General features: G+C 71.2%; 17 protein-coding genes. All 17 read left to right on the forward strand.

Annotated elements, in window-relative coordinates; all coding sequences use genetic code 11:
* The gene (locus ASF35_RS10645) at positions 1 to 1,230 is read left to right on the forward strand and encodes an MCE family protein (protein ID WP_055966947.1); all 1,230 of its coding nucleotides are present in this window, start codon (positions 1 to 3) and stop codon (positions 1,228 to 1,230) included.
* Positions 1,227 to 2,231 carry an MCE family protein gene (locus ASF35_RS10650; protein ID WP_055966951.1) on the forward strand — a complete coding sequence of 335 codons (1,005 nt, stop codon included), beginning with the start codon at positions 1,227 to 1,229 and terminating at the stop codon, positions 2,229 to 2,231. Before ASF35_RS10645 ends, ASF35_RS10650 begins: the two co-directional genes overlap by 4 nt.
* Entirely contained in the window at positions 2,228 to 3,202 is a 975-nt protein-coding gene (locus tag ASF35_RS10655) for an MCE family protein (RefSeq protein ID WP_055966954.1), read from the forward strand. The genes ASF35_RS10650 and ASF35_RS10655 overlap by 4 nt, the downstream gene beginning before the upstream one ends.
* A complete protein-coding gene (locus ASF35_RS10660) occupies positions 3,199 to 4,263 on the forward strand; it encodes an MCE family protein (RefSeq protein WP_055966958.1) in 1,065 nt (354 codons plus the stop codon). The genes ASF35_RS10655 and ASF35_RS10660 overlap by 4 nt, the downstream gene beginning before the upstream one ends.
* Positions 4,260 to 5,465 (forward strand): MCE family protein, encoded by a 1,206-nt coding sequence (locus ASF35_RS10665; protein WP_055966961.1) that lies wholly within the window; start codon positions 4,260 to 4,262, stop codon positions 5,463 to 5,465. The genes ASF35_RS10660 and ASF35_RS10665 overlap by 4 nt, the downstream gene beginning before the upstream one ends.
* The gene (locus ASF35_RS10670; RefSeq protein ID WP_082480768.1) at positions 5,462 to 6,553 is read left to right on the forward strand and encodes an MCE family protein; all 1,092 of its coding nucleotides are present in this window, start codon (positions 5,462 to 5,464) and stop codon (positions 6,551 to 6,553) included. The genes ASF35_RS10665 and ASF35_RS10670 overlap by 4 nt, the downstream gene beginning before the upstream one ends.
* On the forward strand, positions 6,550 to 7,077 hold the full coding sequence (locus ASF35_RS10675; protein WP_055966969.1) for a hypothetical protein: 528 nt from the start codon (positions 6,550 to 6,552) through the stop codon (positions 7,075 to 7,077). Before ASF35_RS10670 ends, ASF35_RS10675 begins: the two co-directional genes overlap by 4 nt.
* A gap of 72 nt (positions 7,078 to 7,149) precedes the next feature.
* Entirely contained in the window at positions 7,150 to 7,635 is a 486-nt protein-coding gene (locus ASF35_RS10680; RefSeq protein WP_055966973.1) for a VTT domain-containing protein, read from the forward strand.
* 85 nt (positions 7,636 to 7,720) lie between these two features.
* Positions 7,721 to 8,365, forward strand: coding sequence for an L-threonylcarbamoyladenylate synthase (locus ASF35_RS10685; protein WP_055966975.1), 645 nt, complete (start codon positions 7,721 to 7,723; stop codon positions 8,363 to 8,365).
* Positions 8,358 to 9,485: a glycosyltransferase family 4 protein gene (locus ASF35_RS10690; RefSeq protein ID WP_055966977.1), complete on the forward strand. Its 1,128-nt coding sequence runs from the start codon at positions 8,358 to 8,360 to the stop codon at positions 9,483 to 9,485. Before ASF35_RS10685 ends, ASF35_RS10690 begins: the two co-directional genes overlap by 8 nt.
* A gap of 38 nt (positions 9,486 to 9,523) precedes the next feature.
* The gene (locus tag ASF35_RS10695) at positions 9,524 to 9,919 is read left to right on the forward strand and encodes a hypothetical protein (protein WP_156366928.1); all 396 of its coding nucleotides are present in this window, start codon (positions 9,524 to 9,526) and stop codon (positions 9,917 to 9,919) included.
* 137 nt (positions 9,920 to 10,056) lie between these two features.
* A complete protein-coding gene (atpB, locus tag ASF35_RS10700; RefSeq protein WP_082480769.1) occupies positions 10,057 to 10,863 on the forward strand; it encodes a F0F1 ATP synthase subunit A in 807 nt (268 codons plus the stop codon).
* 77 nt (positions 10,864 to 10,940) lie between these two features.
* Entirely contained in the window at positions 10,941 to 11,153 is a 213-nt protein-coding gene (locus ASF35_RS10705) for an ATP synthase F0 subunit C (protein ID WP_055966982.1), read from the forward strand.
* Between the two features lie 22 nt (positions 11,154 to 11,175).
* Positions 11,176 to 11,715 (forward strand): F0F1 ATP synthase subunit B, encoded by a 540-nt coding sequence (locus ASF35_RS10710; RefSeq protein ID WP_055966985.1) that lies wholly within the window; start codon positions 11,176 to 11,178, stop codon positions 11,713 to 11,715.
* Positions 11,715 to 12,515, forward strand: a complete 801-nt coding sequence (locus ASF35_RS10715; RefSeq protein WP_055966988.1) for a F0F1 ATP synthase subunit delta — start codon at positions 11,715 to 11,717, stop codon at positions 12,513 to 12,515. Before ASF35_RS10710 ends, ASF35_RS10715 begins: the two co-directional genes overlap by 1 nt.
* Positions 12,516 to 12,574: 59 nt before the next feature.
* Positions 12,575 to 14,215 (forward strand): F0F1 ATP synthase subunit alpha, encoded by a 1,641-nt coding sequence (gene atpA, locus ASF35_RS10720; protein ID WP_055966991.1) that lies wholly within the window; start codon positions 12,575 to 12,577, stop codon positions 14,213 to 14,215.
* A gap of 5 nt (positions 14,216 to 14,220) precedes the next feature.
* Positions 14,221 to 15,153, forward strand: coding sequence for a F0F1 ATP synthase subunit gamma (locus tag ASF35_RS10725; RefSeq protein ID WP_055966994.1), 933 nt, complete (start codon positions 14,221 to 14,223; stop codon positions 15,151 to 15,153).
* The last annotated feature ends 3 nt before the right edge of the window (positions 15,154 to 15,156 follow it).

Here is a 15,156-nt window from a genome sequence, read left to right on the forward strand (position 1 = left end):
ATGGACCTGACGACGATCGATCCCGACGACCCCGGCCGCGCGGTCCTCGTGCGCCGCGGCCTCGTGCTCGTGGTGCTCCTGGTGCTCGTGGGCGCGGCCCTGGCCGCGGTGTCGCGAGGTGCCCTGGCGGACGACACGACGGCGCACGCCCTCGTCGACGACGCCGGCGGGTCGCTCGTCCCGGGCTCGGACGTCAAGCTCGACGGCGTGATCGTCGGACGCGTCACCTCGATCACCCAGGAGCCGGGCACGACGGCCGACGGTGCCGACCCCTCGGTGCGGATCGACCTGCGCATCGACGAGCGGCACGCACGTGAGGTCCCGGCGCAGGTGACGGCGCGCGTGCTGCCCGCCACGGTGTTCGGCACGACCTACGTCGACCTGGTCCGACCCCGGAGCGAGCGCGGCGCCCTGCGAGCCGGTGCCGCCATCGAGCAGGCCCGGGACGCCGAGACGCTCGAGCTGCAGGACACGCTCGACAGCTCGTACCGCATCCTCACCGCCGTGGAGCCGGCCGAGCTGTCGGCCACCCTGGGTGCGCTCGCGACGGCGCTCGACGGCCGCGGCGAGCAGCTCGGCGGCACGATCGAGACGGTCTCCGGCTACCTCGGCCGCCTGGAGCCCCGGCTGCCGCTGCTGCGCGAGGACCTCGCGCTGTTCGCGCAGAACATGACGACGCTGGCCGAGACGTCGCCGCAGCTGCTCGACGCCACGCGCAACGCGCTCGTGACGAGCCGCACGATCGTGCAGAAGCGGGCGCAGCTCACCACGCTCCTCGCCGGGAGCAACGCCCTCGTGGGCGAGGGGCGTCGGGCGCTCGACGCCGTCGGGGACCCGTTCGTCGAGGCGCTCGACGGTGCCGCGGTCGTGGTCGACGCCATGTACGACGAGCGCGCCGGTCTGCCCGACAGCTTCACCTCGTTCGTCGACTTCGCCGCCAAGCAGGCCGAGACGTTCTCGCAGGGCTCCTACATGTCGACGAACGTCTTCATCAAGACCGGCGACGACGCGCCGTACACCGCGTCGGACTGCCCCACCTACGGGACGGCCCGCGGCCCGCGGTGCGGGGGCTCGCCGGGCTCGACCGGCAGCGGCACGAACGCCACGACGCCCGCCGACGACGCCCTGGTCGCCGAGCTCCGCGACATGCTCGACGAGCTGGAGGCCGCCCCCCAGGGTGGTGTCGCCGAGCTCCTCGGACGCCCCTACCTGGAGGGCGACGACCGATGAGGGCCACCGTCGTCAAGCTCGTCACCTTCGCCACCGTGTGCGTGCTCGTCCTCGTGGTGCTCGCGAACACGATGCTCAACAGCACGGAGGGGACCACCCGGACCTACGTGGCGGACTTCACCTCGGTCAGCGGGCTGCGCGTCGGCGACGACGTGCGCGCCGCCGGTGTCCGGGTCGGTCGCGTCGACGGCATCGAGCTCGTCGGTGGTGACACCGCCCGCGTGCGGGTGTCCGTGGGGGAGGGGCAGCGTCTGACCGACACCACGGGCATGGTGATCCGCTACCAGAACCTGCTCGGCCAGCGGTACCTGGCGCTGCTGCCCGGCCGTGAGCGGGGCACGGCCCTGGAGCCGGGCAGCGTCGTCCCGACGTCGCGCACGAGCGCCGGCTTCGACCTCACCGCGCTGCTCAACGGCTTCGAGCCGCTCTTCGAGACGCTCCGGCCCGAGGACGTGAACCAGCTCGCGGAGTCGGTGGTCAAGGTGCTCCAGGGGGAGGGCGGCACGGTGGAGAGCCTGCTCGACGAGACGGCGACGCTCACGCGCAACCTTGCCGACAAGGACGCGGTCGTCACCGACGTCCTCACCCACCTCACCCCGGTGCTCGAGAACCTCGTCGACCGCGAGGACGACCTCACCGCCACGGTCGGGGAGCTGCGGGCGCTGATGACCGGCCTGGCCGAGCAGCGCACCACGATCGGTGAGTCCATCGACGGCATCTCCGAGCTCTCCCGGGTCACGGCCGACCTCGTCGAGGACACCCGCCCCGACGTCGCCCGGGTGACGACGGCGCTGCGCACCACCGCGGCGCTGTTCGCCGACAACATGGGCGAGCTGCAGACCATGCTGGCCGCCGTGCCGACCGCCACCGGCGCGTTCGCCCGACCGATGTCCTACGGCACCTGGCTCAACATGTACATCTGCAACCTCGGGGTGGAGGTCGGTGGTGAGCTGATCAACCTCGGCTCCACCGACGGCCCCTACTCGGAGGTCTGCCGATGAGCGATCGACGGACGCACGCACGCCGCGTCGGCATGGTCGGGGTCGTCGGACTGGGGGTCCTCGGCCTGCTCGTCCTGGCGCTCAGCGTCATCCCGTTCGGCCAGCGCACGTACACCGCCGAGCTCGAGCACACGGCCGGCCTGCGGGTCGGCGAGGAGGTCCAGGTCGCCGGCGTCGGCGTGGGGGAGGTGACCGGGATCCGACTGGCGAAGGATCGCGTGGTCGTGACCTTCACCGCCGACCGCGACGTGCGGCTCGGTCGGTCCACGGGGGTCGCCGTCAAGGTCGCGACGCTGCTCGGGAGCCACTTCCTCGAGGTGGCACCGCGCGGCACCGGTGACCTCGCCGACGCCAGGATCCCGCTCGCGCGGACCTCGGTGCCCTACAACCTGCAGGACGTCGTCGACGCCTCGACCGACGCGCTGCAGACGCTCGACGCCGAGGGTCTGGCCCGCTCCATGAACGTCATGGCCGACGTGCTCGGTCGCACCCCCGACGAGACGAGGGCCGCGGTCGAGGGCGTGGCCGACCTCGCGCGCGTCGCGTCGCGGCGCAGCGACCAGCTGTCCCGTCTCCTGGCGGCCAGCAACGACGTGACGGGCACGCTCAACCGCAACGCCGACGCCGTGCTCGACCTGCTGGAGCAGTCGACGCTCGTGCTCGGCGAGCTGACCTCCCGTCGTGAGGTGATCGACCAGATGCTGTCCGACGCGCTGCGCATGGCCGTGCAGGTGCGCGGTCTGCTCGACGACACCGAGAAGGACCTCGACCCGATGCTGCGCGACCTCACCACCGCTCTCGACGGTCTCGAGGACGCCCGCGACGACGTGACGAAGGCCCTGTCGTCGTTGGCCACGATGACGAAGTACGTCGCCAACGCCTCGGGCAACGGACCCTGGCTCGACCTGCACGTGCCGGTCGCCATCAACGACAACCTCGCGTGCCTCGCGAGCCCGGACGAGTGCTCATGAGGACCCGACGGTGGTGGCGGGCCCTCCTGCCCGTGCTCGTGGTGGCGCTCGTGGCCCCGCTGCTCTCGAGCTGCGTCGGCTCCGGTGGCCGGACCGTGACCGTGCAGCTGCGCGACGCCGCAGGACTCTTCGAGGGCAACGACGTCGGCGTGCTGGGGGTGCGGGTCGGTGAGGTCGTCGAGGTGCGCCCCCGCGGCGGGCACGTCGACGTCACCCTGCGTCTGGACGACGGGATCGACGTCCCGGCCGACGCCGCCGCGGTGGTGGTGTCGCGGTCGGTCGCCACGGATCGCTACGTCGAGCTCACACCGGTCTACCGCGACGGAGCGACGCTGGGCGACGGCGACGTGATCCCCCTGGAACGGACGCGGACACCGGTCGAGTTCGACGAGCTGCTCTCGACGCTGGAGTCCACGTCGTCGGCCCTGGGCGCGGACGGTGGGGACGCGCTCAACGGCCTGCTGACGTCGTCGGCGGCCAACCTCGACGGGAACGGTGGCGCGATCCGCGACGGGCTGGCCGGGATGGCCGACGTGCTGGGCACCATCGACGCCCAGCTGGGCGACGTCGAGGGCACGATCACCGGGCTCGACCAGCTGACGACGGCGGTGGCGAACGACGACCAGGTGGTCCGGCAGTTCGTGGACCAGGTCGCCGAGGCCACCACGATGCTCGATGAGCAGCACGAGTCGATCGAGGCGACGTTCGACGCCGTCACGGCCATGGTGCGCGAGGTCGGCATCGTGGTGCGCGACCAGCGCGGGCGGATCAGCTCGCAGATGGACGACTTCGTGGCGCTCGCCCAGGACCTCGCCGACCACCAGGCCGAGTACCAGCAGCTCCTCGACACCGGCCCGCTCATGCTGCAGAACCTGGTCCGGGCGATCGACGAGAACGACCGGCTCAGCTTCCGCACCCGTCCGCTCGACCTCGTGCCCGGCAGGACGGTGGTCGCCGACCTCTGCGAGCGCGCGCCGCAGGACGCGTGCGAGCGACTGGGCCTGCTCGACCTCCCGCTGTGGACCGTCCTGCTGACGCTGGCGGGGGTGAGCGAGGGATGACCTCCTCGACGCGCCGCCTGGGCCGTGCCGTGGTGGGCGTGCTGCTGGCCGTGGCCCTGGCCGGGTGCAGCACCACGGCCTCGGACCTGCCGCTCCCCGGGAGCCGACTGGGCGGCGACTCCTACCCGTTGTCGGCGGAGTTCGACGACGCGCTCAACCTCGCGGTCGGCGCGCCGGTCAAGAGCGGCGGTGTGCTGGTCGGGCGCGTGCGGGAGATCTCGGTCCGTGACTTCCGGGCCCGCGTCACGATGGACGTGCTCGCGGACCGTCGGCTCCGTCAGGGCACCACGGTGCGGCTGCGCGCCACGACGCCGCTCGGTGAGCTCTTCGTCGACGTCGGCGAGGAGGGCGCGGACGGTCCGTTCCTGGCGCCGGGCTCCGTGCTGGCCGCGGGCGACGCGTCGAGCGCGCCCACCATCGAGGACACCATGTCGGCCGCCTCGATGCTCATCAACGGTGGTGGGCTCGGCCAGGTCCAGACCATCGTCGAGGAGGCCACCGCGGCACTCGGGGGCCGCGAACCGGCCGTGCGCACCGCGCTGCGCAGGATGGCGGGGACGGCGTCGGCCCTCAACGCCTCCGACGACGAGCTCGATGCCGCCCTCACCGCCCTGGCCGAGGTCTCGCGGGTCCTCGACGAGCGCGAGGACGTGGTCGACGCGGCCCTGACCGACCTTCGCCCGGCCGCCGAGGTCGTCCGGGAGAACACCGACGAGCTCGTGGACCTGCTCAGCGGGATCGACCGGCTCGGCGCCGACGTCGTGGACGTGGTCGGCCGCTCGCGCGACGACCTCACCACGGTGCTCGCCCAGGCGGGGCCGGTGTTCGAGTCGCTCAACACGACGGCGGACGAGTTCGAGCCGGGCCTGCGGACCCTCGTGGGCTTCTCGAGGCTCATCGACGAGGCGGTGCCGGCGGAGTACCTCAACACGTACCTGTACTTCCAGACCTCCGTGAGCGTCGGGCTGCCGTCGTTGCCAGGGGTGGGCGACCTCGACCTGCCGCGGATCGAGTCCCCCGGGACGGACGGGCTGTCCGCGGACGGGCTGGTCGACGGGATCGAGTCGTTGGTCGGGTCGCTCCCGGGCCTCGGCCGCATCGTGCCCCCGAGCGGCGCCTCCTCGGGATCGGGCGCCGACGCCTCGAGCGGCGGCGGTCTCACCGGACTGGGTCTCGACGGACTGCTGGGAGCCGCGCGATGAGCCGTCCGATGCCCATGAGGTACCGCACGAGCGCGTTCGCGCTGCTCGCCGTGCTGGTCCTGGTCTCGATGCACCTCTACACCTCCGTCCTGGGCGGGACGGTCGGTCAGCGCCAGGATCGCGTGGAGGTCGACCTCGCCACGACCGGCGGTCTGTTCGAAGGGTCGGGCGTCACCTATCGCGGGGTACGCATCGGGAAGGTCGACACCGTCCGCGCCCAGGGGTCCGGAGCCGTCGCGACCCTGTCGCTCGACCCCGGTGCCCAGGTCCCGGCCACGGCCAGGGCGGTCGTGCGCTCGCTCTCCCCGGCCGGTGAGCAGTTCCTCGACCTGCAGCCGGAGCAGCACCGCGCACCGTGGCTGGACGACGGCGACCGCATCGCGGCGTCGGCGACCACCACGCCGACGACGGTCGCACAGACCCTGCGCTCGGTCGACGACCTCATGTCCGACGTCGACACCGCCGCCCTGCGGACCACGCTGCGGGAGCTGCGCGTGGCCTTCGAGGACCCCGACGACCTGCGCCGTGTCCTCGACTCCGGCTCGCGGATCGTCGAGACCCTCGACCGCACGTGGCCGGAGACCGAGCGGCTCCTGGTCAACGGACGCACGGTGCTGCGGACCGGGGTGGACGTGGAGGACGAGTTCCGCGAGTTCGCGCGGTCCGCCGAGTCGTTCACCGCCTGGCTCGCCGACTACGACCCGACCCTCCGCACCAGCATCGAGACCCTCCCGGCGCGGGTCCAGGACCTGAGGGAGCTCACGTCGCTCGTCGCGCTCAAGCTGCCGCGGGTGCTCGACGAGATGATCGTCTTCGCCGACATGACGATCCCGCGCGACCAGCACCTGCGCGAGCTGCTCCGGGTGTTCCCCAGCGGGTTCGACCGGTTCGCCGAGGCCGTGAAGGGCGGGCGACTCCAGACCAACATGCTGGTCTCGCCCGGTGGGGTGTGCTCCTACGGCGTCGCCGACCCGAGCCCCAAGCACGCGGAGCGCCGGCCGATCGATCCGGACCGCTCGTGCCCGACGACGTTCGGCGGCCAGCAGCGCGGGTCGTCCAACGCGCCCCTGCCGCAGGACCGACGGTGACGACCTCGCGCGGCAGTGCCGTGGAACGCCTGTCGTCGGGCGGGGACCGGCGGGTGCGTGTCGTGGCCCTCGCGCTGGCGGTGGCGCTGCTTGCCTCGGTCGTCGGTGCGGCGTGGCTCGTCCTGTCCGGTCGCTCGGCACAGCAGCGTGCGGACGCCGCGGCGGAGGCCACGGCCGTGGCGCGCGACCGCGCCGTCCAGCTCACGAGCTACACCGGCGAGACCTTCGACGCCGACACGGCGTGGGCGCGCACCGGCGCGACCCCGCAGTTCGCGCGGGAGTACGCCGAGGCGAACGAGCCCGTCGCCCAGGTGGCGCGCCGGGTCGAGGCCCGTGCGGTCGGCGACGTCGTCGAGGCGGTCGGCAGGGCCGTCTCCGCCGACGAGGTCGAGGTGCTGCTGTTCGTCGACCAGACCATCACCCGCGGCAGCGACGGCACCCAGCGCACCGAGCGGAGCCGGGTGGTCATGACCATGGTCCGCCAGGACGGTGCCTGGCTGGTGGGCGACGTCGTGCTGCGCTGACCCGGCGCGCCGGGAGGTCCTCGGCGACGGGTGTGCTCGCAGGGCGTCCGCCTGCCGATAGGCTCCCGGACCATGGCAGTCGTCCTGGTCCACGCGGCCGCCTTCGCCTTCGGCGTGGGCTCGGCGATCCTGCCGATGTTCCTCAACGCCGAGATCTACGTGCTGAGCCTCGGCGCCCTCGTCGACAGCCGGTTCGACCTCGCCCTGGTCATCCTCACGCTCGGCGTCGGCACGGTGGTCGGCAAGGCGATCGTGTTCCAGCTGGTGCGCACCGGGTCCGCCCGCTACCGCAAGCAGGCCGAGCGCCGACCGCCGCGGAACCGGGTGACCGCGTGGCTGCGCCGTACCGGCGACCTCCTGCTCACCTGGCTCGACCGCCCCGTGGCCGGTGCAGCCACGGTGTTCCTGTCGGCGCTCGCCGCCGTGCCGCCGCTCGCGGTCGTGACGCTGCTCGCCCCGCTGTCCCGCCAGCGGCTCTGGGTCTTCCTCGCCATGGTCTTCCTGGGTCGGACCATCCAGTTCCTCGCCATCGCCTTCGTCATCCACGGTGTGCTGTGAGGCCCTGGGCAGACGGCGTGTCGGACGGCGTGGGCAGACCGCGTGGGCGCTGCGTCGGCGCTGGCGCGGCCGTTAGGGTGTCCCGGTGAGGTACGACTGCGCCGACGAGGAGACACGCCAGACCGGGATCGACGCCGCCCAGGGCGTGCTCGAGTCCGGTGAGCTGGTCGTGGTGCCCACCGACACGGTGTACGGGCTCGCCGCCGACGCGTTCTCGCCCGAGGCCGTGCAGCGCCTGCTCGACGCCAAGGGCCGGACGAGGCAGATGCCTCCGCCCGTGCTCGTGGGCGCCCCCACGACCCTCGAGGCGCTCGCCACCGACGTCCCCGGATGGCTCCGGTCCATGACCACCGAGCTCTGGCCCGGGCCGCTCACGATCATCTGCCGTCAGCAGCCGTCCCTCACGTGGGACCTGGGCGAGACGCACCACACCGTGGCCGTGCGGATGCCGGACCACCCCGTCGCGCTCACGCTGCTCAAGCAGACGGGCCCGCTCGCGGTGAGCAGCGCGAACCTCACCGGCGAGCCCGCCGCCGTCACCGTCGACGACGCCGAGCGCATGCTGGGCGACGCGGTGGCCGTCTACCTCGACGCCGGGACCAGCCCCGGCGGCACCGCCTCCACGATCCTCGACGTGACCGGCAGCTCGCCACGCATCCTGCGCGAGGGACCGGTCACCCTCGACGTCCTCCACCGCTACAACAACACCGTGGAGCCGTTCGGTGCGTGAGTACCTCGTCGTCTTCGGGGTCGCCCTCGGGGTGACCTACCTCCTCGCCTCGATCGCGCGGATGCTCGCGGTGCGCTTCGGGGCCGTGGCCCGCGTGCGCGACCGCGACGTCCACGCCATCCCCACCCCGTACTTCGGCGGCCCCGCGATGCTCGGCGGGCTCGTGTCGGCCTACCTCGTGGCGACCCACCTGCCGTTCCTGTCGCGCAACGACGACGCGGTCTTCGGCGACGCCCAGGCGGTCATCGTCGGGGGAGCGGTGATCTGCGTCGTGGGCGTGATCGACGACCTGTTCGAGCTCGACGCCCTCAGCAAGTTCGCCGGCCAGGTGCTCGCCGGGGTCGTGGTGGTGGCCATGGGGGTGCAGTTCCTGTACCTGCCGCTCTACAACAACTACCTGGGTCTGGACAACGCGCAGTCGATCATCTTCACGGTGCTGCTGATCGTCACCACGGCCAACGCGGTGAACTTCGTCGACGGCCTCGACGGCCTCGCTGCCGGCATGGTCGCGATCGGCGCCGTCGCGTTCTTCTCGTACGCGTTCTCGCTCGCCGTGGTCAACGGCGAGACGCGCGCCATCGCCGCCGCCCTCCTGACCGCGGCGCTGGCCGGGGCGTGCATCGGGATCCTGCCGCACAACTTCTTCCCGGCCCGGATGTTCATCGGCGACTCCGGCTCGATGCTCATCGGCTTCATGCTCGCCTGCTCCTCGATCAGCCTCACGGGCCAGTTCCCGGCCACGAGCCTCTCCGAGGGCGTGGGCGGGGGAGCGGCGAGCTTCCTGCCCGCCCTGCTGCCGCTGTTCCTGCCGTTCGCGATCCTGCTCGTCCCCTTCCTCGACCTGGCGCTCGCCGTGGTGCGCCGCACCCGGGCCGGGCGCTCCCCGTTCAGCCCGGACAAGATGCACATCCACCACCGGCTGCTCGAGATCGGCCACTCGCACCGCCGTGCCGTGCTGCTCATGTACGCGGCGGCCGGGCTCGTGGCGTTCGGCAGCGTCGTGGTGAGCCTGTTCAGCGGGTGGCAGTCGATCGTCGGATTCGTCGTGCTCGCCCTGCTCACGGCCGCCTCGGCCTTCGTGCTGCCTCGGTTCGAGGGTCGCGTGTGGAACCGCACGTGAGCGGCTCGGCTCCGGACCCACGGCCCACCGTCCGGCGGGTGGTCCCCGTCGCGGTCCCGATGGTGGTCGCCGTGCTGCTGTGCGCGACGGTCGCCGGCGCCACCCACGGGTGGCCGGGGGTGCTCGGCGCCCTCCTCGCCGGGATCGTGGTGGTGGCCTTCCTCGGCTCCACGCCGCTGGTGATGAACCCGGTCGCGCGCTCGAGCCCGGTGCTCGCCCTGCCCGCGGCGGTGCTGTTCTTCCTCGTCAAGGCGTTCGCCGCCATGGCGGTGCTGCTGCTGCTCTTCGACGTCGGTGGGGTGGCCGAGCACGTCGACCGCCGTGCCTTCGGCCTGTCCGCCGTGGTGTGCAGCCTGGTGTGGACGGCCCTGCAGGTCCGGGCGTTCCGCCGCCGTCGAGTCCTCACGTATGACCTGGACGACACCCCGCCGTGACCTCCTGGTAGCCTCTCGAGTGCGTCGAAGCCCAGCCGGTTCCCGGTCGGTCACGACGTGAACGATGACGCTGGCCGTATGCCGGATCGCCGACTTCCCAGTCGGAATCGACCGCGCCATGAGACAAAGGTGACCGAGTGACCCTCGCCTCGACCGCCCTGGCGGCTGCCGCTGACGGCCCGCCGCAGCCCGGCCCCGGGAGCTTCCTGCTCCCGCCGACGTTCACGATCGGCGGCTGGGAGGTCAACAAGCCCGAGCTCTTCCTCGTCTTCTCGATCGTCATCGTCTTCGGCTTCGCGTACGCGACGAGCCGCAAGGCCGCGGTGGTCCCCGGCCGACTGCAGTTCGCCGGCGAGTACGTCTACGGCTTCATCCGCAACGGCATCGCCCGCGACAACATCGGCAGCCAGGACTTCATGAAGTACGTGCCGTACCTGTTCACGGTCTTCCTGTTCGTGCTGGTGAACAACTTCTACGGCGTGATCCCGGTCATCCAGTTCCCGTCGATGTCGAAGTTCGGCTTCCCGGTGGCCCTGGCCCTCGTGACCTGGCTGATCTACAACGTCGCGGGCATCGGCAGGCACGGCTTCTTCGGCTACCTCAAGCACCAGACCGTGCCGGCCGGGGCCAAGGGCCCCATCCTGCTGGCCCTGGTGCCGCTGGAGTTCCTCTCCAACATCATCGTGCGACCGTTCACGCTCGCGCTGCGACTCTTCGCGACCATGTTCGCGGGGCACCTGCTGATCCTGCTGTTCTCGCTCGGCGCCGCGTACCTGGTGACCGACTACGCGAACGCCGCCATCGGCATCCCCGCCGGGATCGTGTCCTTCCTGCTCGGCATCGGGGTCAGCTTCCTCGACATGCTGATCATGTTCCTGCAGGCCTACGTCTTCACGCTGCTGACCGCGATGTACATCGGCAGCGCGATCGCCGACGAGCACTGAGCTCGCTCGGTACCACCTGACCACCTCTCGACCCGCACCCGACGCCTCCTGCGTCACCACGAAAGGAAAGAACCGTCATGACTGGTTCCATCGCCACCGTCGGCCTCGGACTGGCCGCTGTCGGCCCGGCCATCGCCGTCGGCCTGATCTTCGCCGCCTACGTCACGGGCGTCGCCCGTCAGCCCGAGGCGCAGGGCAAGCTCCAGGGCATCGCGATCTTCGGCTTCGTCCTCGCTGAGCAGTTCTTCATCATCGCGCTGGCCCTGGCCTTCGTCTTCGGCTACAACTGATCCTCGCTAAGGGAGATTCACCATGAGCGCGATCCTGGTCGCCGCAGCAGAGGGCGAGGAGCACAACCCGCTCGTCCCCGAGCTGCCCGAGATCGTCCTGGGCCTCGTCGTCCTGGGCATCCTCTTCCTGCTGGTCCGCAAGTTCGTCGTGCCCAACTTCGAGCAGGCGTTCGCCGAGCGGACCGCCGCCATCGAGGGCGGGATCGAGGAGGCCAAGTCTGCCCAGAAGGAGGCGCAGGCCGCGCTCGAGAAGTACAACGCCCAGCTGGCCGACGCCCGGCACGAGGCCTCGCGCATCCGCGAGGAGGCCAAGGAGCAGGGCGCGCAGATCATCGCCGAGCTCCGGGCCCAGGCCCAGGACGAGGCCGCCCGCATCACGGCCACGGCGCACGCGCAGGTCGAGGCCGAGCGGTCGCAGGCCCTCGCCCAGCTGAAGGCCGAGGTGGGCTCGCTCGCCACGGACCTCGCCGGACGCATCGTCGGTGAGTCGCTCGAGGACGAGGCGCGTCAGCGTCGCACCGTCGAGCGCTTCATCACGGAGCTGGAGGGGTCGGCCAACTGATGCGAGGCATCTCCGCGAGGTCCCAGCACGAGGTCCTGTCGGCCGTCGAGTCGGCCCAGGGTTCCTCGGCGGCGCTCGGCAGCCAGCTCTTCGGGGTGGTGGCGCTGCTCGACGCCAACCCGGCGCTGCGCCGCGTGCTCACGGACCCGTCGACCGAGCCCGAGGCCAAGGCTGGCCTCGCGGCCACCGTGCTCGGCTCGCAGGTCGACGGCGCGACCCTCGACGTGGTCAAGGCCGCGGCGGCCTCGCGCTGGAACGCCGGGCGTGACCTGGCCGACGCCCTCGAGACCGCCGGTGCGGCCGCCCTGGTCGGGCGTGCCGACGCCGCCGGTGACCTCGAGCGGGTCGAGACCGAGCTGTTCGAGCTCGGCCGCACGGTCGCCGGCGACGTCGAGCTCCGTGGCGTCGTGGCCGATCGCTCGGTCCCGGCCAAGGCCAAGGCGTCCCTGCTGGCCTCGATCTTCGAGGGCAAGGTCTCGACCGAGACCCTCGAGCTCGCGCAGCAGGCGGTCGTGGCACGCACCGGGTCGTTCGAGAAGGTCCTGACCGCGTTCGGAGAGGTGGCGGCCCAGCGTCGCGACCGCCTCGTCGCGGTCGTGCGCGTGGCCTACGAGCTGTCCGACGACGAGCGTTCCCGACTCGCGGCCGCCCTGGCCGGCAAGTACGGACGCGACGTCCACCTCAACATCGTGGTCGACCCGTCGGTCGTCGGAGGCATCGCCGTCTCCGTCGAGGGCGAGGTCGTCGACGGAACCATGTCCAGCCGACTCGAGGCCGCCCGCCGGCAGCTCGCCGGCTGACGTCCCCTGATCATCCGGCACCACCCAGCCACCAGACCCACAGAAGGCAGGCAGAAGACATGACGGAACTCTCCATCCGTCCCGAGGAGATCCGCGACGCGCTGCAGCAGTTCGTGTCCGACTACTCCCCGAGCGCCAGCAAGACCGAAGAGGTCGGCATCGTCGCCGAGGCCGGCGACGGCATCGCACGGATCGAGGGCCTGCCCTCGGCCATGGCCAACGAGCTGCTCGAGTTCGAGGACGGCACGCTCGGCCTCGCGCTGAACCTCGACGTCCGCGAGATCGGTGTCGTCATCCTGGGTGACTTCTCCGGCATCGAGGAGGGCCAGAAGGTCAAGCGCACCGGCGAGGTGCTCTCCGTGCCCGTCGGCGACGGCTACCTCGGCCGCGTGGTCGACCCGCTCGGCCAGCCGATCGACGGTCTGGGCGACGTGGAGACCGACGGCCGTCGTGCCCTCGAGCTCCAGGCCCCCAACGTGGTGCAGCGTCAGTCGGTCTCCGAGCCGCTCATGACCGGCATCAAGGCCATCGACTCGCTCACGCCCATCGGTCGCGGCCAGCGCCAGCTGATCATCGGTGACCGCCAGACCGGCAAGACGGCGATCGCCATCGACACGATCATCAACCAGAAGGAGTTCTGGGAGAGCGGCGACCCGACCAAGCAGGTCCGCTGCATCTACGTCGGCATCGGTCAGAAGGGCTCGACCATCGCCGGCGTCCGCGGCGCCCTCGAGGACGCGGGTGCGCTGGAGTACACGACGATCGTCGCGGCCCCCGCCTCGGACTCGGCCGGCTTCAAGTACCTCGCCCCGTACACCGGTTCGGCCATCGGCCAGCACTGGATGTACCAGGGCAAGCACGTCCTGATCATCTTCGACGACCTCTCCAAGCAGGCCGAGGCCTACCGTGCGGTGTCGCTGCTGCTGCGTCGTCCGCCGGGCCGCGAGGCCTACCCCGGAGACGTCTTCTACCTCCACAGCCGGCTGCTCGAGCGTTGCGCCAAGCTCAACGACGAGCTGGGCGCCGGCTCGATGACGGGTCTTCCGGTCATCGAGACCAAGGCGAACGACGTCTCGGCCTACATCCCGACCAACGTCATCTCGATCACCGACGGCCAGATCTTCCTGCAGTCGGACCTGTTCAACGCCAACCAGCGCCCCGCCGTCGACGTCGGAATCTCCGTCTCGCGCGTCGGTGGTGCGGCCATGACCAAGGCGATGAAGGCGGTCACGGGCTCGCTCAAGGTCGACCTGGCGCAGTACCGCGCCATGGAGGCGTTCGCCATGTTCGCCTCGGACCTCGACGCCGCGTCCAAGGCCCAGCTCGCCCGCGGACAGCGCCTCATGGAGCTGTTCAAGCAGGGTCAGTACGCCCCGTTCCCGATGGAGCAGCAGGTCGTCTCCCTCTGGGCCGGTACCCAGGGCAAGCTCGACCCGGTCCCCGTCGAGGACATCAGCCGCTTCGAGGAGGAGTTCCTCGACTACGTGAAGCGCTCGCACGAGGGCATCTTCACCACGATCCGCGAGACGGCGAAGTTCGACGACGACACGGCGTCCTCCCTGGAGTCGGCGTACACGTCGTTCCTCGAGCAGTTCGAGACCAGCGAGGGCGGACGCATCTCCGTCGGTCGCGAGGAGTTCGACGCTCTGGACGACGAGGACGTCGAGCAGGAGCAGATCGTCAAGCAGAAGCGGGGCTGACCCACATGGCAGCGTCGGTACGAGAGCTACGAGCGAAGATCAGGTCGACCCAGGCGACCAAGAAGATCACGCGCGCCATGGAGCTCATCGCCGCCTCGCGCATCATCAAGGCGCAGCAGCACGCGGCGGCGGCGGCCCCGTACGCCCGTGAGCTGACCCGGGCGGTGTCGGCGGTGGCGACGTTCTCCAACGTCGACCACCCGCTCACCACCGAGAAGGAGAACCCCACGCGGGCGGCGGTGCTCGTCATCACGAGCGACCGCGGCCTCGCGGGGTCGTACTCCTCCAGCGTCCTCAAGGAGGCGGAGCGGCTCACCGAGAAGCTCCGGTCCGAGGGCAAGGAGGTCGACTTCTACCTCTCCGGTCGCAAGGCCGTGACGTACTTCTCCTTCCGCCAGCGCGAGTTCGTCTCGTCGTGGACCGGATTCTCCGACAAGCCGGAGTACGCCAACGCCCGCGAGATCGGCGACGCGCTCACGAGCCTGTTCGCCCAGGACGAGACGGACGAGGAGGCCATCGACCCGTCCCGCGCCGTCGACGAGCTTCACATCGTGTTCACGCGGTTCAAGTCGATGCTCACGCAGGAGCCGGACGTCATCCGTCTGCTCCCGCTCGAGGTCGTCGAGGGCACGGAGGCTCCCGAGGAGTCGGACCTGCTGCCGCTGTACGAGTTCGAGCCCTCGGCCCACGAGGTCCTCGACGCGCTGCTGCCGAAGTACGTCAACAGCCGCATCTACTACTGCCAGCTGCAGGCGGCCGCCTCCGAGCTCGCCGCCCGCCAGAAGGCCATGAAGTCCGCGACCGACAACGCGCAGGACCTCATCGAGAAGTACACCCGCATTGCCAACCAGGCCCGCCAGGCCGGCATTACCCAGGAGATCAGCGAGATCGTGGGCGGCGCCAACGCGCTCGCCGACGCCACCGCTGGTCAGGAGTGAGAG

The sequence above is a fragment of the Aeromicrobium sp. Leaf291 genome, assembly GCF_001423365.1.
Classification (GTDB): Bacteria; Actinomycetota; Actinomycetes; order Propionibacteriales; family Nocardioidaceae; genus Aeromicrobium.